This is a genomic window from Undibacterium sp. Ji83W (assembly GCF_049340385.1).
Classification (GTDB): Bacteria; Pseudomonadota; Gammaproteobacteria; order Burkholderiales; family Burkholderiaceae_D; genus Undibacterium.
Window position 1 is genome coordinate 78,499 of record NZ_JBMPOZ010000016.1, and the last position, 26,669, is coordinate 105,167.

The 26,669-nt window shown below is 49.5% G+C and carries 17 protein-coding genes; 10 read left to right on the forward strand and 7 right to left on the reverse strand.

Annotated features, from left to right (window positions below):
• Window positions 1–45: 45 nt before the first annotated feature.
• The gene (locus ACO0LD_RS22590; RefSeq protein WP_423010425.1) at window positions 46–2,796 is read right to left on the reverse strand and encodes a TonB-dependent receptor; all 2,751 of its coding nucleotides are present in this window, start codon (window positions 2,794–2,796) and stop codon (window positions 46–48) included.
• Between the two features lie 570 nt (window positions 2,797–3,366).
• Window positions 3,367–6,027, reverse strand: a complete 2,661-nt coding sequence (locus tag ACO0LD_RS22595; RefSeq protein ID WP_423010426.1) for a zinc-dependent metalloprotease — start codon at window positions 6,025–6,027, stop codon at window positions 3,367–3,369.
• Window positions 6,028–6,628: 601 nt separating this feature from the next.
• Here ACO0LD_RS22595 and ACO0LD_RS22600 point away from each other — a divergent pair.
• Complete coding sequence (locus ACO0LD_RS22600; RefSeq protein WP_423010427.1) at window positions 6,629–9,514, forward strand: TonB-dependent receptor plug domain-containing protein; 2,886 nt, start codon at window positions 6,629–6,631, stop codon at window positions 9,512–9,514.
• Between the two features lie 95 nt (window positions 9,515–9,609).
• Window positions 9,610–11,595: an alpha/beta hydrolase family protein gene (locus ACO0LD_RS22605; protein WP_423010428.1), complete on the forward strand. Its 1,986-nt coding sequence runs from the start codon at window positions 9,610–9,612 to the stop codon at window positions 11,593–11,595.
• A gap of 65 nt (window positions 11,596–11,660) precedes the next feature.
• On the opposite strand, the gene xerD is transcribed toward ACO0LD_RS22605, so the two are convergent.
• The 3 genes from xerD to ACO0LD_RS22620 all read right to left on the reverse strand — a co-directional run bounded on the left by xerD (window position 11,661) and on the right by ACO0LD_RS22620 (window position 14,831).
• Complete coding sequence (xerD, locus tag ACO0LD_RS22610; protein WP_423010429.1) at window positions 11,661–12,584, reverse strand: site-specific tyrosine recombinase XerD; 924 nt, start codon at window positions 12,582–12,584, stop codon at window positions 11,661–11,663.
• On the reverse strand, window positions 12,575–13,108 hold the full coding sequence (locus tag ACO0LD_RS22615) for a methylated-DNA--[protein]-cysteine S-methyltransferase (protein WP_423010430.1): 534 nt from the start codon (window positions 13,106–13,108) through the stop codon (window positions 12,575–12,577). Before ACO0LD_RS22615 ends, xerD begins: the two co-directional genes overlap by 10 nt.
• Before the next feature lie 718 nt (window positions 13,109–13,826).
• On the reverse strand, window positions 13,827–14,831 hold the full coding sequence (locus tag ACO0LD_RS22620; protein WP_423010431.1) for a TRAP transporter substrate-binding protein: 1,005 nt from the start codon (window positions 14,829–14,831) through the stop codon (window positions 13,827–13,829).
• A gap of 558 nt (window positions 14,832–15,389) precedes the next feature.
• On the opposite strand from ACO0LD_RS22620, the gene ACO0LD_RS22625 reads away from it, so the two are divergent.
• From ACO0LD_RS22625 to ACO0LD_RS22645, 5 genes are all read left to right on the forward strand, one after another.
• A complete protein-coding gene (locus tag ACO0LD_RS22625; protein ID WP_423010432.1) occupies window positions 15,390–16,028 on the forward strand; it encodes a TRAP transporter small permease in 639 nt (212 codons plus the stop codon).
• Between the two features lie 98 nt (window positions 16,029–16,126).
• A complete protein-coding gene (locus ACO0LD_RS22630) occupies window positions 16,127–17,416 on the forward strand; it encodes a TRAP transporter large permease (RefSeq protein ID WP_423010490.1) in 1,290 nt (429 codons plus the stop codon).
• A 170-nt stretch (window positions 17,417–17,586) separates the two neighbouring features.
• Window positions 17,587–19,575 (forward strand): sensor histidine kinase, encoded by a 1,989-nt coding sequence (locus ACO0LD_RS22635; RefSeq protein WP_423010433.1) that lies wholly within the window; start codon window positions 17,587–17,589, stop codon window positions 19,573–19,575.
• Between the two features lie 28 nt (window positions 19,576–19,603).
• Complete coding sequence (locus tag ACO0LD_RS22640; protein WP_423010434.1) at window positions 19,604–20,194, forward strand: response regulator transcription factor; 591 nt, start codon at window positions 19,604–19,606, stop codon at window positions 20,192–20,194.
• Window positions 20,195–20,222: 28 nt separating this feature from the next.
• The gene (locus ACO0LD_RS22645) at window positions 20,223–21,113 is read left to right on the forward strand and encodes an AEC family transporter (protein WP_423010435.1); all 891 of its coding nucleotides are present in this window, start codon (window positions 20,223–20,225) and stop codon (window positions 21,111–21,113) included.
• 417 nt (window positions 21,114–21,530) lie between these two features.
• Here the strand turns inward: ACO0LD_RS22645 and queG are convergent, their stop codons facing one another.
• The gene (queG, locus tag ACO0LD_RS22650) at window positions 21,531–22,613 is read right to left on the reverse strand and encodes a tRNA epoxyqueuosine(34) reductase QueG (RefSeq protein ID WP_423010436.1); all 1,083 of its coding nucleotides are present in this window, start codon (window positions 22,611–22,613) and stop codon (window positions 21,531–21,533) included.
• A gap of 79 nt (window positions 22,614–22,692) precedes the next feature.
• On the opposite strand from queG, the gene tsaE reads away from it, so the two are divergent.
• Both tsaE and ACO0LD_RS22660 read left to right on the forward strand, forming a co-directional pair.
• Entirely contained in the window at window positions 22,693–23,178 is a 486-nt protein-coding gene (tsaE, locus tag ACO0LD_RS22655; RefSeq protein WP_423010437.1) for a tRNA (adenosine(37)-N6)-threonylcarbamoyltransferase complex ATPase subunit type 1 TsaE, read from the forward strand.
• Window positions 23,142–24,557, forward strand: a complete 1,416-nt coding sequence (locus ACO0LD_RS22660; RefSeq protein ID WP_423010438.1) for an N-acetylmuramoyl-L-alanine amidase — start codon at window positions 23,142–23,144, stop codon at window positions 24,555–24,557. Before tsaE ends, ACO0LD_RS22660 begins: the two co-directional genes overlap by 37 nt.
• 34 nt (window positions 24,558–24,591) lie before the next feature.
• On the opposite strand, the gene ACO0LD_RS22665 is transcribed toward ACO0LD_RS22660, so the two are convergent.
• Window positions 24,592–25,917: a PLP-dependent aminotransferase family protein gene (locus tag ACO0LD_RS22665; RefSeq protein ID WP_423010439.1), complete on the reverse strand. Its 1,326-nt coding sequence runs from the start codon at window positions 25,915–25,917 to the stop codon at window positions 24,592–24,594.
• Between the two features lie 111 nt (window positions 25,918–26,028).
• Here ACO0LD_RS22665 and ACO0LD_RS22670 point away from each other — a divergent pair, with 111 nt between their 5' ends.
• Window positions 26,029–26,652, forward strand: coding sequence for a LysE family translocator (locus ACO0LD_RS22670; protein WP_423010440.1), 624 nt, complete (start codon window positions 26,029–26,031; stop codon window positions 26,650–26,652).
• Window positions 26,653–26,669: the final 17 nt, after the last annotated feature.

Below are 26,669 nucleotides of genomic sequence, written 5' to 3' on the forward strand. Positions count from 1 at the left end.
ATAAATGCCGGAATCAAAGATTCCGGCATTTATCAGCTCATAAGATTACTTGAACTTGTAAGACGCAGAGATTTGGAAGTAACGACCAACGACATCATGCAAGCTGGTAATTGCTGCAACCGCTTGTGTTGATGTGGCACTTGGTGCAAACGGAGGCATGCGGTCAAATAGGTTCCTGACTGCAAAACTCAGTTTCAAGTCTTTCATCAAACCAGAATAGCTGCCGCCCAGATTGAACGTTGTGAAAGATGGGATATCTTTACACAGGTTGGCATAACCCTGGGTTGCAAATACGCATGGCTGAGTGAAGTCACCGTTGGAAGACATGTGGCCAATATGCACCGCATCCAGAGACAATTTCCATGCTGCTTTTTCCCATGCTACACCTGCAGTTGCCTGCACGCGTGGCTGATTGCGGGAACCAGCATACTCAATCGCTTCTGTTTCTGGTGAAGGTGCAGATTTGTAGGAGTGGTTATAAGTCACTTTGAAGTTAGGATTTATACGACCATATTCACCCAGGTTAAAGTTACCATTGACGTCCAGATCAATACCACGGACTTCTGTGGTTGCCACATTAGTCAGTAACAATCTCAGGTTAGTAATTTCACCGGCTGTCGCACCAGCGGCTTTGTCTGCTGCAGACAAAGGATCGCGAGTGATGACGGCAGCTGAGTTACCTGCATAGCGGCCAGGATTTGCCAGAACTGTGGTCAGATCAAATGTAGAAATTTCATCCTTGCGTTTGATTTGCCAGAAGTCCAGACTTGCATTCAACCATGTCGTTGGTTCCCACACCAGACCCAGAGTAAAGCTGTTTGCTGTTTCTGGCTTCAGATTAGGATTGGAACCACTTTCATATGCACTACTCCATTGGCAGCCATTTTTGAATTGATCGTTACAACGCTCTGGATCACGATAAGACAAGAAAGCCTTCAAAATCTGAGTAGAGTTTTCTACCAGAGTTGGCGCACGGAAACCAGTTGCATAAGTACCACGGACCATCAATGTAGGAAGGGCATTCCACTTCAGACCAACCTTAGGTGTAGTGGAGTTACCATAATCAGAGTAACGGTCATAACGTGCAGCGACCTGACCTTCGAGTGTTTTGAAGATAGGGATGGACAGCTCAGCATAGGTGGATGCAATATTGCGGCCACGTTTGTAGCCAGGCTGTGACTGGGCGCGGTGGTACAACTCGCCGTCAATGGACAATTGGGAAGGGTTGACTTCCAGTGTTTCACGACGTGCTTCAACGCCAACAGCGATAGACAATGGCCCGGCTGGCAATTGCATCAATTCGCCAGAGACTTTGCCATCCCACATATACATGCCGGATTTAAAACTGTCGGCAGAGTCTGTCACGATTTTCTTGTACAGGTCAGCGTTTTGGGCCGAGCTACCAAACAGGAAAGTACCGTTGTTATAAGCAGCAATAAATGGCTTGGCCAGCAAACCAGCAGTGGCTTTGGATTCAACCTTGCTGGTGTTGAACATCAGCGCAGATTCCCAGTCCCAGTTGGCATAAGTACCTTTCAAGCCTGCCAGGTAACGACCAAAATCAGTCGTGTTTTCCAGGCCTTGTCCTGGAAAGTCTTTCAGCGATGCACGGACACGCACTGTACCGTTACCACCGGCCAGCGTTTTGCCTGTAACAGGGTCAATCAATTCTTTAGGGTATTGTGGATGCGTGATTGGCAAAGGACCTGTGTCCAGACCATTCTGACCTGCAAACCAGTGCGGCAAACCAGTAACAGTTGCTTTATTCTGGTTGTACATGATTTCAGCAAATGCAGTCGTGTCAGCATTGATTTGCCATGTACCACGGCTGGTCAGACCAACGCGGTCAGTTTTGCCGCCAGAGTTAACCGATGCATCTTTAAAATCATCAAATACGCAGGCGGTACCCAGTGTACCGGCACCAAAGAAGGTGTCGGCTGGAACCAGGCTATTGGCCGGGCAATTTTTGTCCAGAGTCTGGGACACAAATTTACCGGTTGCTTTGTCAGTCCAGTAAATATTGCCCGGGAAGGTATACAGGGAGCGGTTGTCCTTGTAGCCATACGGACGCAAGTCTTCCGTACTCAGGTAGCTATCGCGCTTGCTGATGAACATAGGCTTGCGCTGACGGATATCCAGAGTAGCGTAGATGTTGTAGTGGTCTTCCACCAGGCTACCGAAACCATAGCTCAAGGAAGTGCGGACCTCTTCACCATCATGTCTTTGCGACTGTCCAAGCGAACCTGTGATCTCTGCGCCCTGATAATTGTCGCGCAAAATAATGTTGACCACACCAGCCATCGCTTCTGAACCATAGATCGCCGATGCGCCATCTTTCAATATCTCAATACGCTCTACCGCACCAATAGGTACAGAATTCAAATCCACAAACGTGGTTTGATACTCTGGTTGCGCATAGGCAGCCAGACGACGGCCATTGATCAGTACCAGCGTAGCCTGGCTACCAATGCCACGCAGATTCAGTCCAGATGCACCAGCGGTAAAGCCATTGGTACGATTTTCATCGATACCACCAGTATTGGCAGAGATGGTTTTGAGTACATCGGTCAAAGAGGTTGCACCACCACGTACGATTTCATCGCGGCTGATAACTTGTACCGGCGACGCTGTTTCGTAGTTGATACGTTTAATTTTTGAACCAGTCACTTCCACCTTCTGGATTTTTTCTACTTTCTTTTCATCCTCTTGAGGGGTGGTGACCTGTGCCAATACGCCTGTGGCGATGGAGAACAGACCGATGCTGGACAATGCAAATGCGAGACGACTCAGCTTCATGAATTACCTTTCTATTTTTTAATTTTCAGTGCAAGCGCGTACTTTCCCAAACCAGACATGCTTCATTTTTACTCAAATTTAATTCGGTACAGCTATCAGTTTCTCCTCTGGAAAATGATAGTCCCCTTACTTCACCGATTAAATTTGCTTGCAAAAACATAAGGTTCTTGGAAAGAACGTTGATTATGGACTGTTACATTATGTGACTTACTTAGTTTTTCATTATGACTAGCATGTCTAAAACAACATGTTTTCATGCATTTGGGAATATTGTTTTCGATTCACCGCCAATTAGTGTGTTTTTTATGGAATTTTCCTGTTTACCAAAATTATGTTTTTAAAAATTAATATTTAAATAATTTTTAAAATATATTTAGGCTTGTTGTTTTTTTGACTCACTGCAGGATTTATTGCTTAGATGCAATAACAAAATCATGCATTTCCCATTCAAACTTCGCTTTACTGCCGCTACAAACAAAAAACCCGCGCCAAGGCACGGGTTTTTATTACTACTTGAAACTGATCAGCGACAAGCAATCAGTTTTATGGCCTCATGAAAAGAATGGAGAATTACACCCCTGCCCTTACCAATGAGGCCTTGAGTACTTCATTCAAAGTTGCCAGGCTTTCAGACAAATGCGCGCGGGATTCTGCACTCATAGGCTTGCCAACTGCACCACGAATTGACACCAACAACTGATTTGCCTGTTCTCGTTGCAAACTGCGGGCATCTGCCGGGGTAGTTGCAGATGGTTTCAGCAGGGCATTCGACAAACGCTTCAGATGTTCACGTTGCAAATTGCGGCGGGCCGAGTTGATGTCAGCGCCAGTGGACAGCTCGCTCCAGATGCTGGACTGCAAACTGCCATACAACTCGTGCAGTGACAGCACTTTCTTGGGATCACGCAGTTTTTCTGCTGCATTGAGCATGCGTTGCGCCACCAGATCAGACATCAATTGATCCAGAGCTGCTGTTTGCAAACTTAACAAACGTGCAGAAATGGAAATGTCGTTACGGTTGCCACGCTGGAAATGATCAACGCCAAGACGACTCAACAACTCAGGTGAGAAGACAAAGCTCTTGGCCGTGAACAGACTGTCAGAAACCAGCTTCAAAGCCTGACGTTGACGTTCGGCAGCGATAGGCGTGAAAGTTGCACGGCCTGTGCCTGCATGATCACGCAAGAAGGTCGTACCACCGACAAACTTGGTCGCCAATGGGACGGTACGGGCAAATTGACCAAAGCCATATTCAAAACTGCGGCGCAAGGTTTCATAACTGTCGCCAGCTTTCAACTGGCGCGTTTGCAATCTGTCCCACAACTCGCGCGAAATCGTCAAACGTTTTTGTATATAGGTCAGCGGGTCTGATCCCAGATCGAAAACGTTAACGTCAGGATCAGATACCAGGGTTCCCATGGAATCTTCATCCGTACCAAAGGCCAATAAAGGCTCAGTGGAGCGAGAGGCAATGCGAGTCAGCTCTTCTTTTTCCTTATCCGCCTCGATAGGTTTGTAAGCATATTCAATTGCCCAGTAATCATAAGGTCCAAGGGAGGACATGACGTATTCGCCCTGAGGTTCGCCTTTGGTCGACAAATTGAAAGGTATATAGTCCATGACGGATCCCGCCAGGCCATTGACCTTGGTAAATGCAGGATCCTGCAATTGCTTCAATGTATAAATAGTAGAAGAACGGAAGTTATGGCGCAGACCCAGAGTGTGACCAACTTCATGCATGATGACGTCTTTCACATAGGCTTGTGCCAGTGCTTCTGCTTTCGGGCTATCCATGTCCATTTCACCACGGGCGTCCAGCAAATCCAGGGCAAAACCCATTTCCATTGAAGCTTCATGGGCAAAGTCGCAATCGCCCTGTGCGTGCTGTACATGTGCTTGAGGCTGCGCATCTTCACCTATCATGCGGCGGGCACCACGGGCAAACACGTCCGACATACCGATATCAGCATCCAGAATTTCGCCACTACGTTCATCCACACGTGACGGGCCAATGGCGAAGCCAACATCGGCACCGACAAACCAGCGTATCGAGGCATGACGTGAATCCATGGTATCAAAAGCGTCTTTTTCAGTTTGCTGTTTGACGACCACTGCGTTTTTGAAACCTATCTTTTCAAAAGCCTTATTCCATTCCAATACACCTTCAGTAATGGATTGACGGTATTTTTCTGGCACGTTCTTGTCCAGCCAATACACGATAGGCTGTTTTGGTTCTGACAAACTTGCCGTCGGATCTTGCTTTTCCAGGCGCCAGCGATTGACAAAATGACGTGAAGTCTTGGGTTTGACGTCATCGGTAAAGTCATAGCTGGTCGTGACAAAATGCCCTACCCTGTCATCTGCCAGACGTGGGCGCATGACTTCTGATGGCAATGCAGAGAAGTTGAAGTAAAAGCCGACAAAGAAACTGCGCGGATCAGGTGTTGTTTGTGGCGGAGTAGGAATGGCAACAGGGGGTGGCACCAGCGGTGTAGCCGCAATGCGGGGAGTTGTAAAATGGGCATTCACAAAAAAACCGGCCAGTGACTCATCCACATTCAATTTGCCGAAACTGGTATTGGCCTTGTCCATTACATACAAGGTACGGTAAGCATATTCCAGCCTGGTCGAATATGCCGGGATATCATTAAACAATAAGGCACTGGCATCTACCAAGATGCCCTTTGATTCTGAATGAGGAGTACTCAATACATTTGTACTGCTCAGCAAACTGTCCGAGAAAGCCTGGGCAACTGCATGTGCCTGGGGCGTACCGGGTGTGGCAAAGAATTCAGTATTCTTGGCCAGCAGTTGTACCTGATTACCTATCTTCTTGAACACAGCCTGATAACCACGCCCCATCTGACTGCCATATAGTCCGCGTTCACCTATGCTGTTAGGGATATTGTAAGTAAACAAGAAAGGCTTATCGAACTGCTCAGGGCGGATTTCCAGCCAAACTTTGTCGTCTTTCTGATACAGATTAAAAAATCCCTTGAGCTCTTTGGCGTCCTTGATAACATCCTTAAAAGGACGCAATCCGACTGGTGGCGTTGCGACAGGAGCAGGGACTGCAGCAGGCGCAACTGCGGGGGTACCGTTTGCCGCAGGTGCGGCGGCAGGAGTTACTGGAGGCACAGGAGGTGTTTGCGCAAGAGCAACTTCACTCAATGCACAAAGCAAAAGGAGCATTGTTTTCTTTTTAAAATGTACTTCTTTTGGCAGTTTCATATTTTCCCCTGGTTAATTGAATTGACCGCAAACTAATCACTGAGCACTAATTTGCTAAGTGCATAGACCGCATTTTTGGTTACAAGTTCTTACATATCGCAGGAACTTATTATCAGGCTCAATTTTTACAGAAATCAGGAAATTTGAAAATTTTTTCGCATTTTCAAATTTTGAATTGCGCTAATAAACGACATTAATTTAATCAAAACTCCTTGTAAGTGGTTCATTTTCCGGGGTTTTATATGCATATAACCAAAATTCATATCAAATTAAATGCATTTCCAAAAAGATCACGAAATTCCAATTTCATGAAAAATTAGAAATTAAATTTTCATTTCTTGTCGTCGTCAAACAACAAGCCAGCAAAAAAAAGTAACAAATGCTTTCCCCGAAAGGTATTTTATTTACATAATAAAGTTCTGTTTGATTCATTGCCTTTCACTTCCCGCACGCTTTTATAAAGAGGACGGATTCGGCAGCATTTCATCAGACAGCAGTACAGGAAAGTTTGAAAATTTACAAAATTTTTGAAGTAAACCTAACTGCCAATACGGATCCGGCACCCGATTGCATCTGGTCTATCAACAAAGAGGGAACAATAATGATATTTAAAGAAAAAATAGGCGTGCAGTCAGTGCGCCTGGCGCTCAGCGTATTTGCTGGCTCCATGCTGATCGGGGGCTATGCCCACGCCCAGACTGAAGCACCACAACGTATTGAGATTACCGGCTCGAACATCAAGCGTGCTGATAAAGAAGGTACATCACCGATTCAAACCATCACAGCTAAAGAAATCAAGCAAAGTGGTGCGACAACAGTTCTTGAACTGTTGAAGAGTGTCCCATCCATGGGTACCGGTGGTTATAACGATACTCCAGATCAAAATGGTTTCTCCCGCGGCGTTGCTACAGCATCCTTGCGCGGCTTGGGCTCAACTTCTACTCTGATCCTGTTGAATGGTCGCCGCATGACGCCATCTGCGTATGCAAATCCAAACAATGGTCAATCCACACTGTACGATCTGAATAGCATTCCTCTGTCTGCCATTGAAAAAGTAGAAATTTTCAAAGATGGCGCGTCAGCAGTATATGGTTCTGATGCGGTAGCTGGCGTTATCAATTTCATCACCAAACGTGATTATCAAGGTGGCGAAGTTTCTGTATCCGCTGCAGCTAATGATGATCGCGAATTCGGTCGTCAAAATGTCAATGGAACGATAGGCTTCGGCGACTACGCCAGCCAGGGTTACAACGCTTTGTTTGCTTTGGATTACAGAAAACAAAACGCTACGACCATGGCAAATGGTTCGAACGACATCAATGCCCAAGCGTACGCAGATATTAACTTCCGCGCCAATCCATTCAGCAGCAGCGTATCCAATCAGGCTTTCTTCTTCAAGGAACGTACTCCTGGTTCACTGTCTTTCTTCACGACAGGCGCAACAGTAATTAACCAAACCAATTGCGACGCTTCACGCAAACTGGTTGGTGGCGCCGTCCACAATATCGCTACAACCAGCGTATTGTTTGGACGTACGTTCTGTAACTACAATCAAGATGCAGACGTTGATGCACAAACCAAGGGTGACGACGTCAATTTCATGACAGTCGGCAATCTGAAGATTAACGATAAACTGTCCGCTTTTGGTGAGTTTGCTTACACAGATTCCAAGCGTGTTTATCGCTCCTCACCACGTACAATCAGCGGCACGTCTCCAACGACCAACTTCCTGGTTGGTGGTTTGGCTACGCCATTCCAGGCAATTTTGCCAATTGGCCATCCAGACAATCCAAATCCAGATGCACGTTCTGCAGTGTCATATCGCTTTGAAAACCTGAAAACAGGCACTGATCTTGATAATAAGAGTGCCCGTCTGGTTGCTGGCTTGAAAGGCACAGTCTCTACCTGGGATTGGGAAAGTGCAGTATTGTGGAACCGTTCCAAACGTGAAGAAACAGCGTATGGCTTCCTGTACCTGCCTACATTGCGTAAGCTAGTTACTGATAACCGTTCACTGGCGTCCCTCGCAGCCGATCCAACTATCAGCCCGAACCTGACCAACAACGCTACCGCTGAAATTTCTCAGTGGGATGCCAAAGCAACGACAGAGTTTGGTGCTCTTGGTGGTGGTGCGATCGGCTTTGCAGCAGGTGTTGAATTCCGTCAAGAAAAACTGTCTATTGCTCCAGATCCTATCAATGCACGTGGTGATATTCTGGGTCTGGCAACGACTGCAATCGATTCTCAACGTAATGTTTCTTCCGCATTCTTTGAGTTCCGGACTCCATTCCTGAAAAACTTCGAAATGGATTTCGCAGGCCGTTACGATAAATATCCTTCTTTCAAAGGTAATTTCGTACCTAAAGTCGGCGCGAAATGGACAGTCGTTGACGGTCTGGCATTCCGTGGTACTTATGCTGAAGGCTTCCGTGCTCCAGCTTTGTCCCAGGTTGCTGCTGGTGGTGCGCAGTTCTTCCTGAACAATACGGTTGACCCAGTTCGCTGCCCTAACGGTGCAAATCCAGTAGCGGGTGCTGAGCAAGTAGATTGTGCCAAGAGTATCTCTGGAGTAGGTGGTGCCAACCCTGATCTGAAACCAGAAAAATCCAAGAGTTATGCTCTGGGGATGATCTACTCTCCAACAGCTAATTTTGACGTTGTTGTAGATGCATACAAACTGCGTCAAGAAGGTGAAGTTGCCCTGAGTAGCTCTACTTACTTGCTGGACCATCCAAGTCAATTCCCAGCTGATTACATCATTCGTGATACTAATCCACTGAATCAATTGAAAGATGCCGCTGGTAATCCTATCCCAAATACAGGTCCGTTGCTGGCTGTCAAAACTCCTTGGGTTAACCAAGGTAGTACTGAAGTTTCTGGTATGGATGTTGAGCTGAAAATGCGCAATAACCTGGGTGAAAATGGCAAGTTGTCTACATCATTCAAATCCACATACCTCTTCTCTTATCGTCGTGCTGAATCTCCAGGTGACGTTGAAAGAAATGCAGTCGGTACTACAGGTGGTATCAATGACTGGACAACATCCGTTGGCCCAATCCCACGTCTGCGCGCAACACTGCGTACCGTTTGGGAAAAAGGTCCTCATACAGCATACGGTTCAGTCAACTTCACCGACAGCGTTTCGCAATGGCGTCGTTACGACAATGCCACGACCTACTCCACACCATATTGCTACTACGGTAGCGGTGTGCCAGCGGGTGTCAGCGCGACTTTTGCAAATCAACCTAACTACACCAAGTATTTCCCAGATTGCCAAATCTCAAGCTGGACTACTCTGGACGTAGGCTACACCTACACTGGATTTAAAGACCTGACTTTGGGCATCAACATCAGAAATATCACTGATTCCAAAGCACCTTACAATCCAACAACTACTCTGGCAACTGTTCAGCAAGGTTACAACTCGACTTTGCATAACAACCTCGGTCGTTATTTCACATTGTCAGCAAGATACGTTTTCCGTTGATTTGGTGACGTAGTGTAATGAATAAACGCCTCGTAACCCGGGGCGTTTATTTTTAGTGCTTCTTATTTTTCAAAAAAAATTACATAGGAAAAAGAATGAAACAGGTACTCACTACCATGTGCAGGCAACTCTCGATCTGCACAGCCCTCGCTTTCAGTTTGACGCTGCCTGTCTATGCGCAGACGCCAGCACAAGAAAAAATACCGGTCGAAAAGTTTTTTAAGAACTCGCAAATCAATGGAGTCCGGTTTTCACCAGACGGCAAGAATTTGGCGATGATCACGGCAGGTGAAAATGATAGGCTGGGTCTGGTAGTCATGGACCTAACGAGCCTGACACCCAAAATCCTGGCGCGCTATGAAAAAAATGACGTCACGTTCTTCTCTTGGGTGAACAATAATAGACTGGTCTTCGGTATCGGTGATCGGAAAATTGGTGCGGGCGAGGTATTCAAAGGTAGTGGTTTGTTCGCAGTCAATAAAGATGGCTCAGAATTCCGCCAGCTCATAGAAACAATGGGGAATTCAGGCAAATTCCGTATCCTCACTTCACGTCATTACTTTATAAGCACCACTGGACTGGAAAATTCTGAAGACGTATTTGTCGGACGTGGCACAGGTACAAAACAAAACCCATCTGAAACCATCCTGAAATTAAATACACTGACCGGTTATAACGAGTCCATTCAGACTCCGCCAAATTCTGTCGGGTTCCTGGCAGATATGTCTGGCGAGGTTCGCATTGCAATAACCAGTGTGGATGACAAAACTGCTATTTACTACAAAGACGCAAATGAAAAACCATGGCGTAAGCTTACCGACTATGACAGTAAGAAAGAGGATGGCTTCAGCCCCTCATTTATTGCTCCTGACGGGCAACTATACGTAACCTCAAATAATGGACAGGATACGCAGTCTGTTTATCGCTACGATCTTGAAAAAAATAAAATTGAAAGTAAGCCAATTGTTTCCGCCAAAGGATTTGACTTCTCTGGTCGCTTCATTTTCAACCAAAAGCAAAATAAACTTTTAGGTATACAGTATGAAACAGACGCTCCTGCAACAATGTGGCTAGACGATAAGTATAAGATAATACAAAAGAAGATTGATGCAGTGCTTCCCAATACTGTGAATTTACTGAGCGTTGCGGAAAATGCCGACAGTGATGTGTTAGTGGTCAATTCATTCTCGGATATTCATCCTGGGTCAGTATTGCTATATAACACTAACACCGAGAAATTCACACCTATCGGCGACAGCTTCCCAGAGGTAGACTCTAAAAAAATGTCTTATCAGGATTTCATACGGATTAAGGTTCGTGATGGCATGGAAATTCCTGCATACCTGACATTACCACGAAATAGTACGGGTAAGAATCTACCTATGGTCGTGATGGTTCATGGCGGCCCTTATGTCAGAGGAGGTCATTGGGGCTGGAATCCTCAAACACAATTCCTGGCTTCCCGTGGCTATGCCGTATTAGAGCCAGATTTCCGCGGCAGCCAAGGCTATGGTAAACATTTGTTCAAATCAGGCTGGAAGCAATGGGGCCTGGGCATGCAAGACGACGTTACCGACGCAACCAAGTGGGCGATCGAAAAAGGATATGCAGATCCAAAGCGGATTTGTATAGCGGGTGCCAGCTACGGAGGCTATGCAGTCTTAATGGGACTGATCAAGGAACCCGATCTGTACCGTTGCGGTATTAGCTGGGTAGGCGTATCAGACATCAATTTACTATATGACATCACCTGGAGTGACCAGGAAGGCTCTGCATGGCAACGTTTTGGTATGCCAATACTAATCGGCGATCAACAAAAAGATGCTGCTCAACTAAAAGCGACGTCCCCTGTTGAACAGGCCCAGAGACTAACCAAGCCATTGATACTTGCCTATGGTGCCGCTGACAGACGAGTTCCATTAGTACATGGTGAAAAGTTTAAAAAGGCCGCACCAGCAGATGCAAAAATAGAGTGGATCACGTATCCGGAAGAAGCACATGGCTGGCGTTTGTTGAAAAACAATGTCGACTTCTGGACCAGGGTAGAAAAATTCCTGGAAGAAAATACGGCTGTAAAATAATCTGCTTGCCTCAATAAAAAATCCACGCTGAATGCGTGGATTTTTTTTGTCCCCGATCAAGTAAATCAACCACGCGGATGATGCAAAGCATGCAGTTTTTTCAAGCGTTCGCGTGCCACATGCGTATAAATTTGTGTCGTTGAAATATCAGCATGTCCCAGCAATAATTGCACAACCCGCAAATCGGCACCATGATTTAACAGATGGGTGGCAAAGGCATGGCGCAGGGTATGGGGTGACAAATGACTAGCGATATTAGCCTGCGTCGCATATTTTTTGATGAGTATCCAAAACATTTGCCGGGTCATGGCAGCACCGCGCGCAGTAACAAACAGGGCATCGTCAATCTGGCCATTCAAGATAGCTGGCCTGCCCTCTCGCAGGTAGCGCTCCAGCCAGGCACGAGCTACTTCGCCAAACGGTACCAGCCTGGTTTTATCGCCTTTGCCGGTGATGCGCAGCACGCCCTCATTCAACCCTACTTCTATCGAACGCAAACCTACCAGTTCGCTGACACGCAAGCCGCAGGCATACAATAATTCCAGCATGGTTTTATCGCGCAAGCCATGTGGATTTGTGTCATCCGGTGCCTGTAACAAAGCGACGACTTGTGCTTCGCTCAGGGTTTTCGGTAAACGCTGTCCCTGTTTGGCAGAGCGTAATTTGGTGCAGGGATTTTCACTGACCAGATTTTGCCGAAACGCCAGTAAATAAAAGCGCTTGAGTACGCTCATGCGCCGGTTGGCAGAGCTGGCTTTGGATGTCCCATGTTTGACCGCAATATAATTGCCTATGTCAGCATGGTCAACTTCATATAAATGCTTGCCTTGTTCTTTATGCAAATATTCAGCAAACAAACGCATGTCACGGCGATAAGCCTCTATGGTATTTTTTGCCAGTCCATCTTCCAGCCACAGTGCATCACAAAACTGGTCGATTTGCGCCGTCAATTTTACGGGCAATACCACAGGTAAGGGTTTTACTTCCACAGTGCTTCCTGGGTAAAGCCTGCCACACCTTCATGTGTCAGCAACCAGCGTTTCACACCAAGGTGGAATCCGGTTTCATCGTCATGGTGGGCAAAACCACCCAGGCCGCCAGCAGCAGTGACCCGATGACAAGGGATCACCAGCGGGTACCAGTTCGCACCACAAGCCTGGCCAACTGCACGTGGTGCCGAGCGTATGTGCTTGGCAATTTGTCCATAAGTCAGTACCTGGCCACGCGGTATGGAAGAAATGGCTTGCCAGACCTTGCCCTGAAACAGGGTACCCGCCTCTTTCAGGGGCAGGCTGAATTGAAAGTCCGGATTTTGCAAATAGGCAGAGATTTGCCTGGCAGCTTTTTCAGCGATCTTGTCAGTGGGTGCCTTTTCCTGGAAGCGCGGCGGCAGGTACACCAGCTCACTGACCTTTTGGTCTTCACAACGTATGCCGACGGCACCAAAAGGCGCTTCGACGATGGCAGAGAAAAAACCTGCTTCCTTGGATTCTTTCGATTCTTTGTTCAACATGAGTTCCTTTTTGACAAAAAGAAAAAAGGCGCATCATCCGATGCGCCCTTAAAACATCTTTCGCGTTTTCGGCTGTTTAGCGTATGCGATTTTTTTAAATTTATCACATCCGCTCAGCTTGTAGTAAAAACGCGCGTCTCCTCAGTGTGTACGGTATCGTTACCGTTATTTTGCACTACCGCCTTTTAAACCTGTGTGCCTTTTTATTCTTACTTTTTGTCTTGCAGAATTCTGAACTGCCGTGAATATAGCATGACAAGTTTTGGCTTTCAAAATAAAAATGATACAAAACGGTGCATTGTTGCAGATATGTGAAAATCGATCATAAACCTAAAAAATGTGCTAGGCAACACCAATTTAAATTCTGCCAAAATAAAAATTGCCGTATTTCCTTGCGGGAAACACGGCAATTTCTTTTAAACTTTGGTCAGTTTACTTTGTTTAACTTATTCACAGAGTGAATTTGACAAGTACATGATGACAGACGTTGCATAAGTAATCAGCAAAAGCCAGGCTACTCGCATCAATAAGCATAGCAAAACAGCCATAGCTAGTCAGCTCATTCACCAATTTGGTGATTCTAAAAATGGATGGCCTGTACACCTAGCCAAACGCCAGGCAAAGCTCGTCAATAAGCACAGTGATCAACGCAGGAACTTGCATATGAAAAAACCGCCATGACAAAGCCATGACGGTTTTTTTGAGGGTTTTCAGATGATTACTTGAAACCCAGTTTAGCGCCTTCCTTGTTGACGTTGGCAATCAGGTCTTTACCTATACGTCCTTCCATTTCTTTTTGCACTGGTAACAAAGCTTTGCGCCATTCAGCTTTTTCTTTGTCGGTCAGCACATAGACCGTGGTTTTACCGGATTTTTTAACAGCCTCAAGTGCATTGTCATTTTCTTGCTGGGCAATCGCGTTCGCATACTTGGTTGCAGATTTCATCGCTTCATCCAACTGGGCACGTATGTCTGCAGGTAAGCCGTCCCAGAATTTTTTGTTGACGATGACGGCATAGCCAAGATAACCGTGATTGGTCACGGTGACATGCTTTTGCACTTCATGCATTTTTTGTGTGTACAGATTGGATGGCGGATTTTCTGTGCCATCGACAACGCCAGTTTGCAAGGCTTGATAAACTTCAGAGAATGCCAGCACCTGAGGATTAGCACCCAGGGCACGCATTTGTGCATCCAGCACTTTGGATGATTGTATGCGCAGCTTTTGTCCCTTCAAGTCTGCAGGCAGATGCATGGGCTTGTTGGCGGACATGATCTTGAAGCCATTGTCCCAGAAGCCAAGGCCGATGATGCCCTTGGGTTCCAGCTTCTTCATGAGGTCTTTACCAATTTGACCTTCGGTCACTGCGTACAACACATCTTTGGATGGGAAAATATAGGGCAGATCAAAAACTTCAAATTCTTTTACGCCTAACGGGCCAAACTTGGCCAGTGAAGGTGCCAGCATTTGTACGGCACCTAATTGCAGGGCTTCCAGTTCTTCTTTATCTTTGTACAAGGTGCTGTTGGCATAAACTTCAACCTTGACGCGGCCCTTGGTAGCTTTTTCAGCCAGTTCCTTGAAACGCTCAGCTGCTTTGCCTTTAGGCGTATCGTTGGAAACCACATGACTGAATTTAATGACAATAGGTGCTTGCGCAAATGCAGCGCCGCTGACGAGGGAAGCGGTCAATAGGGAAAACAGCACTGACTTCAGTTTCATATTTGTCTCCGGACGTTTTTATGGATTGTATATATTCTTGCACAGATTATTGCAATGGCTGCATTATCTGCCAACTGTGGAAAACCACAAGTACGACTGCAGCTATGCAGAATTAAGACTTACCCAAGCATTTCAGTAAAAACATTACTATACTTGCACTTCATCCATTCATGAAATATGAAGTGCGACTGAAAAGTCATCTTGGTTTGATCGGCTGCACAATGTGGAAAACCACAGTTGTGGCAGTTGCATTGCTCACTGAGAATAAGAAGCAAAATAAAAATTAATTTTTACAATACGGGGACCTTATGAAGCAAAAATCCACATTGCTTAGCTGAAGTCCGCTGGTCATCCTGACTAGCGGCATCGATACGGATTGCAATATTGTAGCTTGTGACGACCGCTGCATCACAGTGAACTGCAAGTCTGCATCTATCCTGATCGGCACCAAGGTATGCAATAAGGCATATTACCAAGCCATATTTTCAAGGCATATATTTAAACAAGATACTGCCTGTCTTTTCACAATCGCGTTATTTTTTCCAAAGGGATCCTGTCATGAAATTTCTCGATCATCTGGAAGAGTGGATTATCGCTGCCCTTATGGGTGGCGCAACGCTCATCATCTTCATATCCGTTCTGCACCGTTACGGTACCGGCTTCAGCATTCCGGTGGTACAGGACTGGTTACTGTCCCTGCACTTTAGCTGGGCTCAGGAACTCTGCATCATCATGTTCGTCTGGATGGCCAAGTTTGGTGCCGCCTATGGCGTAAGAGCCGGCGTGCATGTAGGTGTCGACGTACTGGTTACCCGCCTGCCTGCAGAATGGCGCAACGCCACCGTGTATACCGCGCTGGTATGCGGCATGATTTTTACCGGCATCATCGGCACACTGGGCTTGGCCTTTGTCTGGGAAAACGGCATGCACTATGCAATTTTCAATACGCTGGGCCTGTCTATCGGTGAGCTGACTGAAGGCCCGACCACCCCCGATCTTGAATGGCCAACCTGGATAGTCTATTCCGCAGTCTGGATGGGTTCGTATTTAATGTGCTTCCGCTTTATCCAGGTTGCCCTTATCTTCAAGCGTACTGGTGAGTTGCCGGTGCATGACCATGCCCATGTAGAGGGCTTGAGCGATGAAGAAAACGAAATTCAATTGCAACCAGCAACAGCAGCGAAAGGAGGCGCGTAATGAGTGCCGCCATTGATACACTGGGCATCAAACAGATGTCAAAACAGCGTGCCACCATCGTCTTGTGTGGCATCGTGCTGGCTCTTGGCGCCATGTGCATGGTCGGCAAAATCGGTATCGTGTTTGCCTTGCTGATAGCCCTGATGCTGACTGGCATCCCGGTCTCGATTGCCCTGGGTCTGACAGTACTGATGTTCATGTACCTGCTCACTCAGGTACCGATAGAAGCTGTCGCCTTGAAATTGTTCACAGGTATAGAAAAGTTTGAGATCATGGCGATCCCTTTCTTTATCCTGGCAGGTAATTTCCTGACGCATGGCGGCGTTGCCAAACGCATGATCAATTTTGCAACCAGCATGGTGGGACACTGGCATGGCGGCCTGGCGCTGGCGGGTATTATTTCCTGTGCGATGTTCGCGCTGGTATGCGGTTCCAGCGTCGCCACCGTGGTGGCGATTGGCTCCATCATCTTGCCAGCCATGGTCAAGCAGGGTTATCCAAAGCAGTTTGGCGCTGGTGTCATTATCACGGCGGGCTCTCTTGGCATTTTGATGTTGCCATCGATTCCCAAGGTGATTTACGCAATTTCTACCAATACTTCCATCGGTGCCTTGTTCGTCGCTGGCTTGTTCCCTGGCATGTTGCTGACGGCCATGCTGTGCGCAACTACCTGGTATCTGGCCAGAAAACACGGTTACCCACGCATGAAAAGAGCGACCTGGGGTGAACGCTGGAAGGCATTCCGTGAAAGTATCTGGGGCCTGATGCTGGTGGTGATCATCATCGGTGGTATCTATAGCGGCATCTTCACAGCTACCGAAGCAGCTGCCATGAGTGCGGTGTACGCCTTCTTTATCTCTGTCTTCGTATACAAGGACATGAAGATAGCGAACACCCCAAAAGTGCTTGTCAATTCAGCTGCACTGTCAGCCATGCTGCTGTACATCATTACCAATGCGGTCCTTTTTTCCTTCCTGATGGCGCATGAGAATATTCCTCAACTCATGGCTGACTGGATACTGGGCAAAGAACTGGGCCGGGCTGGTTTCCTGTTCTTTACCAATATCCTGTTGCTGCTGGCAGGTAATGTCATGGAACCGTCCTCGATTATTCTGGTGATGGCCCCTATCCTGCATCCAGCCGCCATACGCCTGGGTATAGATTCAGTTCACTTTGGTATCTTGATCGATGCCAATATGGAAGTCGGACTCTGTCACCCACCGGTAGGCTTGAATTTGTATGTCGCCAGCGGTATTTCAAAAATGAGTATTACCGAGCTGACTGTTGCAGTCATGCCATGGTTGTGTACGATGCTGGTCTTCCTCGTCATCGTCACGTATTGGCCGGGACTCTCCCTATGGCTGCCACGGGCCATGGGAATGATGTAAACAATGTAAAAATGCAAAGGGCCAGAAATGTACATGTTTCTGGCCCTTTGACTTTACAAACGTCGATACCATTTATCTTTGCAAGTAATCTCATGATCTGTAACAACAAGCCTCAAGCATGCACAAATTAACTCTGTCAGCAATTACCAGGCTGCGATAAACTCGTTTTTATGAAAAGCCGCCACCGTTCCCAATCCTGGCCCAATCAAAAATGGCGCTGGATTATTCCGATTTTGCTACTGTTGTTATTTTTGTCCACGCTGATCTGGTTACCGTGGCAGGCGCAGCGCATGGAAGCCAATGAGCGTCAGGAACAACTGATCGCTGATTCGCTATGGGTGGAACAGGCCATACAATTTCAGCTCAACCGCAATGACGAAGTCTTGCGCCAGATAGGCAATGAGATCAAATCGGCCAAGCTGCAAAAAGATGCAGTGCTGGAGCGCTTCCGTACCATCCTCAAGAATAACCGCGAAATCCAGCGCATAGCCTGGTATGACGCCAATAATAAGATACTGGTCGATACCCGCGAAGTCATTCCAGCCAATAATGACAGGCTGCCCCTGCCCCATTTTGAATTTGGTGAACTTGATGTCAGCGAGGAAACCATCTGCCGCAAACCTGTGCTCGAAATCAATGCCAAGAATGCCTATCTCATGCATTGCCAGATCCCCCTGATCAGGGACGACCGCAGGATAGGCAGCATGATGATCAGTTATCGGATGAATGCCATCCTGGAAGAGCTGGTGCCCTGGTGGTTCGCCCAGGACAACCAGATCACCATCACCGATATCGACGACCGCATCCTGGCTGAACGCAGTGCTGGCGGTAGTGGCAAGAACGTCTATACCCATAGCCGAGCCTGGGAATTACCCAGCCTGAGCCTGGTCTTGCGCACCAATAGCATCAAGACCGAGCCCAAGCTCTTGTCGAACTTGCTGGTGCTGTCGGTCATCCTGCTGTCGATAGGCCTGATCTGGAGCCTGCTGGCCCTGTGGCGCGATATCAACCGGCGTCTGGCCGCTGAGGGCGCGTTGCGCAAGCAAGTCACCTTCCGCACCGCCATGGAAAACTCCCTGGTCACCGGCTTGCGGGCCCGCGACATGGAAGGCCGCCTGACTTATGTGAACCCCGCTTTTTGCCGCATGGTGGGCTTCCCGGCAGAAGAAATCATAGGACGCATGCCCCCTATGCCTTACTGGGCACCAGAAGCCATAGAAGAATACCAGCAGCGCTTCACCCAATTACTGGCAGGCTCAGTGCCCTCGGAAGGTTTCGAGACTACCTATCAGCATGTCAGCGGGGAGCGTATCCCGGTACTTATCTATGAATCCGCGCTGATTGATGAACAGGGCAAGCAGGCAGGCTGGATGAGCTCCATCCTCGATATTTCTGAACTCAGGCGGGCCCAGGAACTGACTCGCCAGCAGGAAGAAAAGCTGCATACCAGCGCCAAACTGGCGACCATGGGCGAGATTGCCTCCATGCTGGCGCATGAATTGAACCAGCCACTGGCGGCCATTTCCAGTTACACCACCGGTGCGGTCAACCTCTTGCAGGCAGGCATGATAGACCGCAGCCTGTTCCAGAGTGCCTTGGAAAAAGTCAATGCCCAGGCGCAGCGCGCTGGCCAGATCATACGCAGCGTGCATGAATTCGTAAAAAAACGCGAAGCCGCCCGCGAACCCCTGCAAATTGCCGACCTGATACAAAGCGCCATGCCCCTGGTGGAATTACAGGCGCAGGCCAGCCACGTTGCCCTGCAATGGAAAGTCCGGCCCAAGCTGCCACTGGTATTGGCAGACCGCGTCCTGCTGGAGCAAGTATTGCTGAACCTGACCAGAAACGCCATCGAAGCCATGCAAACCACCGCACCAGAAAAACGCATACTGCGGGTGGAGGCTACATTGGACGAGGGCAGCCAGCAGATTATCGTCAGTGTGACCGACAGAGGCCACGGCATACCGGCTGAAGTGGCAGAAAAGCTGTTTTCACCGTTTTTCACCACCAAATCTGCGGGCATGGGCATGGGCTTGAATATCTGCCGCACCGCTATCGAATTCCATGGCGGCAAGCTCTCGCATCATGAAAATCCAGCCGGTGGTACTATTTTCCAATTCGCATTACCAGCACAAGACTATCCGAGCGCAGCAACATGAGTGCGCCAAACAATATACAGGAGATAACATGTTACATATCATCGACGATGAAGAGGTCATACGCGACTCTTTATCCTGGCTGGCACGATCAAGACAAATTGCAGCGCACAGCTATGAAAGTGCAGAAAAATTCCTGGTTGCCCTCGACAAACCCCTGATCTTTGACAGCCAGGGCGACTGCATCCTGCTGGACGTACGCATGCCCGGCCTGACTGGTATCAACCTATTTGAAATGCTGGCGGCCAGGCAATTGACCAAACGCCTGCCTGTGATCTTCCTGACCGGCCACGGTGATGTCCCCATGGCGGTGGATACGCTGAAACGCGGTGCCTTTGACTTTTTTGAAAAGCCCTTCAATGACAACAAGCTCATGGACAGAGTGCAAGAAGCCCTGGCTGTGTCGCGCCAGGCAGGTTCTGCTGCACTGGTGCACGACCGCCTGACCAGCCTGTCTGCCCGGGAAAAAGAAGTGCTGGACCTGATCTTGCTGGGCAAAATGAACAAGGTCATCGCCGACCAACTGGGCATCAGCATGCGCACCGTGGAAGTGCACCGCGCCCATATTTTTGACAAGATGCAGGTCAAGACTGCGGTTGAGTTAGCAGGATTGTTGAAATAAGTAATGTAGACAAATGAAGTAAAAACCGATGTCCATCTTCACCCTGCTCTTCCCAGACTTCAGCCTGATACTCATCGGCTTCCTGCTGGCGCGTCATGCCCACTGGGGCGGGCATTTCTGGGCCGGGGTGGAAAAGATCGTCTACTTCATCATGTTCCCGGCCCTGCTGTTTTACACGACATCGCGAACCCGCTTTGACTTTCACTCAACTGGTCATTTACTGCAAGTCGCCCTGATCACCACGGCCTGCGGCATGTTGCTGGGCTGGCTGGCCAAATTCATGTTTACGACTGCACCAAGGATATTTGAATCCGGTGTGCAAACAGCATTTCGCTTTAATTCATATATCGCCCTGGCGATTGCCTCGCGCCTCGCGGGTGACGAAGGTACAGCATTGATGGCCTTGCTGATAGGCTTTCTCGTACCACTCTGCAATATGGGTGCCGTCTATGCACTGGCTCACAATAGCGGCAGGCTAATGAAAGAAATCGCCAGCAATCCGCTGGTCGTCGGCACTGCCAGCGGCGTCTTGTTCAGCGTGCTGGAGATCCCCATGCCAGAAGGCATTGCCGCCACCCTGTCGCGATTAGGCAATGCATCCATCGCCCTGGGTCTGTTAGCAGTTGGCGCTGGCATGCGCATGTCTGGCCTGCGCGAAGCCAAGGGCATTGCTACCTACTTTTTATCGGTGAAGCTGCTGGCCCTGCCGTTGATTGCTTTATTTTTGGGCCGCTGGCTGGAACTGCCACCATTGCAATTACAAATCGCCGTGGTCTTTTGCGCCCTGCCTACGGCATCAAGTGCCTATGTGCTGGCAGCACGCATGGGTGGCAACGGGCCTTTCGTGGCCTTCCTGATTTCGGCAAGCACGGTGTTGTCTGTGCTGACTTTGCCTGTGTGGTTGAGTTTGGTGCGATAGTGATCAAGAAGTGAAAGTCATAATTTAGTGAGCGGTAGTGTTGACGTTGCTTTTGTCGTTGACTTTGGGTTTGTTTTTGACTTTCTGCATTTCCCATGTGTAGCTGCCGTTTGTGCAGTGCAGAAAATGGATGAAGAAATGCCCGTGTTTGAGCGTAGCGAGTTTCGGGCATTTCCCATTTTTTGTACTGCACAAACGGGTACCCCGCAGGGGCAGCTACGCCTGGGTCGCCTTTCTTTGATTCCTTTCTTTGGCGACGCAAAGAAAGGAATTCGGCCGCCGGGCCGAGACCCGGCCTGGTCCTACGAAGGGCAATCGTTTTACATACAACGTACGTACGCAACGAACGCCACTGGGCTCCTGCCTACGCAGGAGCGACGAAATTAAGGATAAGGTTTTTCAACCGGTATTAATGTGTTAAGCCTCCACCCCATGCTGCTCCAAAGCCCAACCCACATGCTCCCTCACCATCTCAGAAGGATGTACCAGCCTCGCCTGTAAAGCCGCCACAATCTCGGCATTTCCCCGCATACTGACCGCCGCATTCCCCAAGCCAACCGCAATGTTACGCAACCAGCGCTCATGCCCTATACGCCGTATCGGGCTGCCCTCCAGCATGCGCAGGAATTGTTCTTCAGTCCAGGCAAACAAGTGCACCATGCGGGCATTGTCGAGACCGTTGCGGACAGAAAAATCATCCACAGCCGCAGCCTGGGCAAATTTGTTCCAGGGGCACACCAACTGGCAATCATCGCAACCATAGACGCGATTACCTATCAGGGGCCGCAATTCCACCGGTATGCTGCCGTGCAATTCTATGGTCAGGTAAGAGACGCATAAGCGGGCATCGACGGTATAGGGTGCAACAATGGCTTTGGTCGGGCAGACATCCATGCAGGCGCTGCACTGACCGCAATGTTCGCCTACCGCCTCATCGACAGGCAAGGGAATATCAATCAGGATTTCACCCAGAAAGAACATGGAACCAGCCTCGCGACTGAGTAACAGACTATGTTTTCCGCGCCAGCCCAGGCCCGCCTTTGCTGCCAGCGCCACTTCCATGACCGGGGCAGAATCGGTAAAGACCCGGTAGCCGAACGGGCCTATGGCTTTTTCTATGCGTTCAGCCAGCTGCTGCAGGCGGGTGCGCAAGACTTTATGGTAGTCACGGCCGCGTGCATACAAGGAAATGACAGCCTTATCGTCAGCCTGATTCCGCTCTTCGGCGCGCCAACTTTCAGTCTTGGGTAAATAGTTCATACGGGCAGAAATCACCCTGACCGTGCCTGGCACCAGCTCTGCCGGGCGGGTGCGCTTGCTGCCGTGACTGGCCATATAGGCCATTTCGCCATGGTAACCAGCATCCAGCCAGGCCTGGAAGCTGCCTTCTATATGCGACAGATCGACATCACCTATGCGCAGCTCGGCAAAGCCCAGCTCCTTGCCCCACAGGCGTATTTGCCCCGCCAGGTCGGCCAGGGCTGTGCTGTCCAGACTCACGCGACCGGCCCTCTGCAGTACACAGAATGAGGGTGTTGTGCTATGTTAGACAGATTCATGAATAGGAACTTTGCAGGAAATGTCACATTATAAGACCACACTCGCCGATGAAGCAGCTACCCAGGCGCTGGGCAAATGCCTGGCACATGCGTTGACGCCGGGCATGAGCATCTTTTTGCATGGCGACCTGGGTGCAGGCAAGACTGCCCTGACCCGCGCCATGATCCATGCCGCCGGTCATAACGGTAATGTCAAAAGCCCGACCTATACCCTGGCCGAACCTTACCAGATCACAATCAAGGGTCAGGCTGTCACCATCATGCATTTTGACCTGTATCGGATGATCAGTGCAGATGAATTTGCCGAAGCAGGCTTTCGGGAAGAGTTTAATGACAGCAATATCTGCGTCGTTGAATGGCCAGAAAAAGCCGATGGTGTGCTGCCAGAACCCGATTTGAATGTATTTTTGCGCGTCGCCGGTAACGGTCGTGAGGTAGAATTGCACGCGTTGTCTGCTAAAGGTATCGCATGTCTCGCATCACTCAAGTTCGCCCCGAATCTGTAAGCCCTGAAAGTACGCCTGGTACTGGTACAGCGCGCTCCCAAAAACGCCGCGTCCTGCTCAAGGCAGGCGGCACCCTGCTGCTCTCTGTCCTGGCACCTGCTGCCAGGGCGGCGCAGATACTGGCCGTGCGCGTCTGGCCGGCAGAAGACTATACCCGCGTCACGCTGGAAAATGACAGCGAGCTGAAAACCAATCATTTCGTGCTGAAAGACCCATATCGCCTGTTTGTCGATATCGAGGGCCTGGAGTTGAATGCCAAGCTCAAGGAACTGGTCGCCAAGATCAAGTCGAATGATCCCTACATCAAGCAGGTACGCGTGGGACAGAACCGTCCCAACGTCGTGCGCCTGGTGTTTGATCTCAAAGAAGAAGTCAGCCCGCAGGTATTTACCCTGCCGCCGGTAGGCAATTACAAGCACAGGCTGGTATTCGACCTCTACCCTGCCAATCCCACTGACCCTTTGGCTGCATTGATAGAAAAAGGTGAATGGAACAAGGAACCTGGCAGCATCAACCAGGCACCAGTGGCAACCGCCAACCCGGCCGATATATTGGCGGGCAAGAGTGAGCCCAAAGTTGAACCCAAGCCTGAAGTCAAGCTGGATGCCCTGCCAGAAATCAAACCCGGTGCGCCTGCCATAGAAAAACAGGAAAAACCGGTACAACTGACCCGCATGATCACCATCGCCATCGACCCTGGTCATGGCGGTGAAGACCCCGGGGCCATAGGTCGTGGCGGCAGCCGTGAAAAAGACGTGGTGCTGGCAATTGCCAAGCGCCTCAAGGCCAAGATAGAACAGCACCCGAATATGCGCGTCATGCTGACCCGTGATTCAGATTACTTTGTGCCGCTGAATGTCAGGGTACAAAAAGCCCGCGCCGTGCAGGCGGATTTGTTCATGTCCGTGCATGCCGACGCCTTTGTCAATTCCAGCGCACGCGGCTCGTCCGTATTTGTCTTGTCAGAAAAAGGCGCAAGCTCGACTGCTGCCCGCTGGCTGGCAGATAAAGAAAATGCTGCCGACCTGATCGGTGGCGTCAATATCAAGACGCATGACAAGCAGCTTGCCAGCGTCTTGCTGGATTTATCGACAACCGCACAAATCAATGACAGCCTGAAGCTGGGCAAGGTCGTGCTTAGCGAGATAAGCGGCATCAACAGGCTGCACAAGGGTTCGGTTGAACAGGCTGGCTTTGCGGTATTAAAAGCGCCCGACATTCCCAGCATATTGATAGAAACAGCCTTCATCTCCAACCCGGAAGAAGAAGCCAAGCTGACCGACAATGCCTATCAGGATCAACTGGCAGATGCGGTCATGAAGGGCATCAAGAAATATTTTTCCAAGAACCCGCCGCTGGCTAAAAACCGCATGACTTGATGTGCATGGTGTGCTTGATGTGCTATCCAGGCATTTAGTAACTGCAAAGTTTTTGCACTTTATGCAGCGCATGTGCCAGCGCATCCAGCGGGATGGAACCCAGTGCCAGTCGCAAGGCTTGCGGCGCACTTGCACCCGCAGAAAATGCATCTGCCGTGCTGACCATGACGCCTTGTTTCGCAAGCTCTGCCGTGATCTGTTCAGCCCGCACACCTTCGCCCAGACTCAGCCACGCATAATAAGATGAGGGATGCGATCTGACATCGCAGCCCTGCAAAACTGTGCGCGCCAGGCGTTGCCGCTGCCTGGCATCCTTGCGCTTTCTTACTTCCAGCTCATCGACGATTCCCGCTTCTATCCACAGGCAAGCCAGGGCAATCATCAATGACGGCGTATTGCCGGAAGTGACGCGTATCGCTGTTTCCAGCGCAGGTATCAATGCATGCGGTGCAGCCAGCATGCCTATGCGCAAACCCGATGCCACACTTTTTGACAGGCCAGAAATATACACAGTCTGCGCGGGCGCATAAGTGAACACAGGCTTGGGTGCAGGTTCTGCCAGGAAGGCATAAGCCCCATCTTCTATGATCAGGAATTGGTGCTTTTGCGCCAGTTGCGCAAGCTGCTGGCGCTCTGCATCTGTCATCACCGTACCCATGGGGTTATGCATGGTGGGCATGACATACACGGCACGCACTGGCCGTAGTTTGCATAGCGCAGCCAGGGCTGGCAAATTCAATTTACCATCAGCCAGCGGCAAGGCTTCCACATCCAGCCGCGCAGATAGTGCCAGTGTTTTCATGCCGGGGAAGGTCAGCGCATCCGTCACCAGGATATCGCCCGGTGCCAGCAGGGCCTGCACCGTCACCGCCAGCGCTTGCTGTGCACCGTTGACGATGAGTACTTGCTCAGCAGGCAGGCGCAAACCACGGTTGCGTAAATGTCGGGCAATGATCTGCCGTTCATGCGGGCGACCACCTTGGGGTGCGGCATGCAGCAAGGCATCCAGGTCACCGGAACTGGCGATGCAACGCAAGCCTTCGCGCAGCATTTCATCTTGCCCAGGCAGGCAAGGATAATTAAAGATCAAATCCACCGCACCAGATTGCAAGGTCTGTTGCTCCAGACCCAAGCCACGCGGCAGGCTGGTATCACGCACAAAAGTGCCGCGCCCCATCTCACAGGCTACCAGGCCATGCGTCTCCAGTTCAGTGTAGACACGCGACGCTGTCGCCAGCGCAATGCCATGCTCTTGCATAAGCTTGCGCAGGGTCGGCAACTGCGCACCGGGACGCAATTTACCGTTGCGGATGCGGGTAGCATAATCATCAACGATGGATTTGTAGCGAGCCAGGGCCATAGGATGACAACATAAAATAACAACGAGAGAGTATCTAGAACAATTTTTTTACTGTATTAGATCAAAAGACTACACTGCCTGCATCTTTTCAGCAATCACCAGGATGCCACCATGATCAGCTTGAGTACCCTAGCCACCTTCAGCATTGCCGTCTTGCTCTTGCTATGTTCACCCGGCCCGAACATGGCCTTTGTCATGACTTGTGGCATGCAATATGGTGTGCGTGGCGGTGTTGCTGCTGCGCTGGGCATAGGGCTTGCCGATATCCTGCTGACTATACTGACAGCCTGCGGCATCAGCGCCATCATCATTGCCTGGCCGCCTTCCTTTGATCTGATACGCTATGCAGGAGCAGTATATTTGCTGTGGATGGCTTACAAGGCGCTACGTAGTCCTGCTTCAGCAATACAAACTACAGCTCGGACCGTGCCGCTACGCACTGTGTTTGCCCGTTCCTGCCTCAACAGCCTGCTCAATCCCAAGGCCTTGTTATTCTTCATGGTGTTCTTGCCGCAATTTGTCGATGCACAAGCAGGCATGGTCACGCAGCAGTTGTTGATATTGGGATTGGCACTGACCATCATCAGCACTGTTTTTCATGCCTTGCTGGGCAGCTTTGGCCATGTCACACGCCATGCCCTGATGCGCCACACAAAGGCCGCCAGGCTGCAGGCAAATGTGCTGGCGGCTGTGCTGTCCTTGCTGGCCCTTCGCTTGTTGTTGATGACGCGCTAGCAGTTGCATTTCCGGGG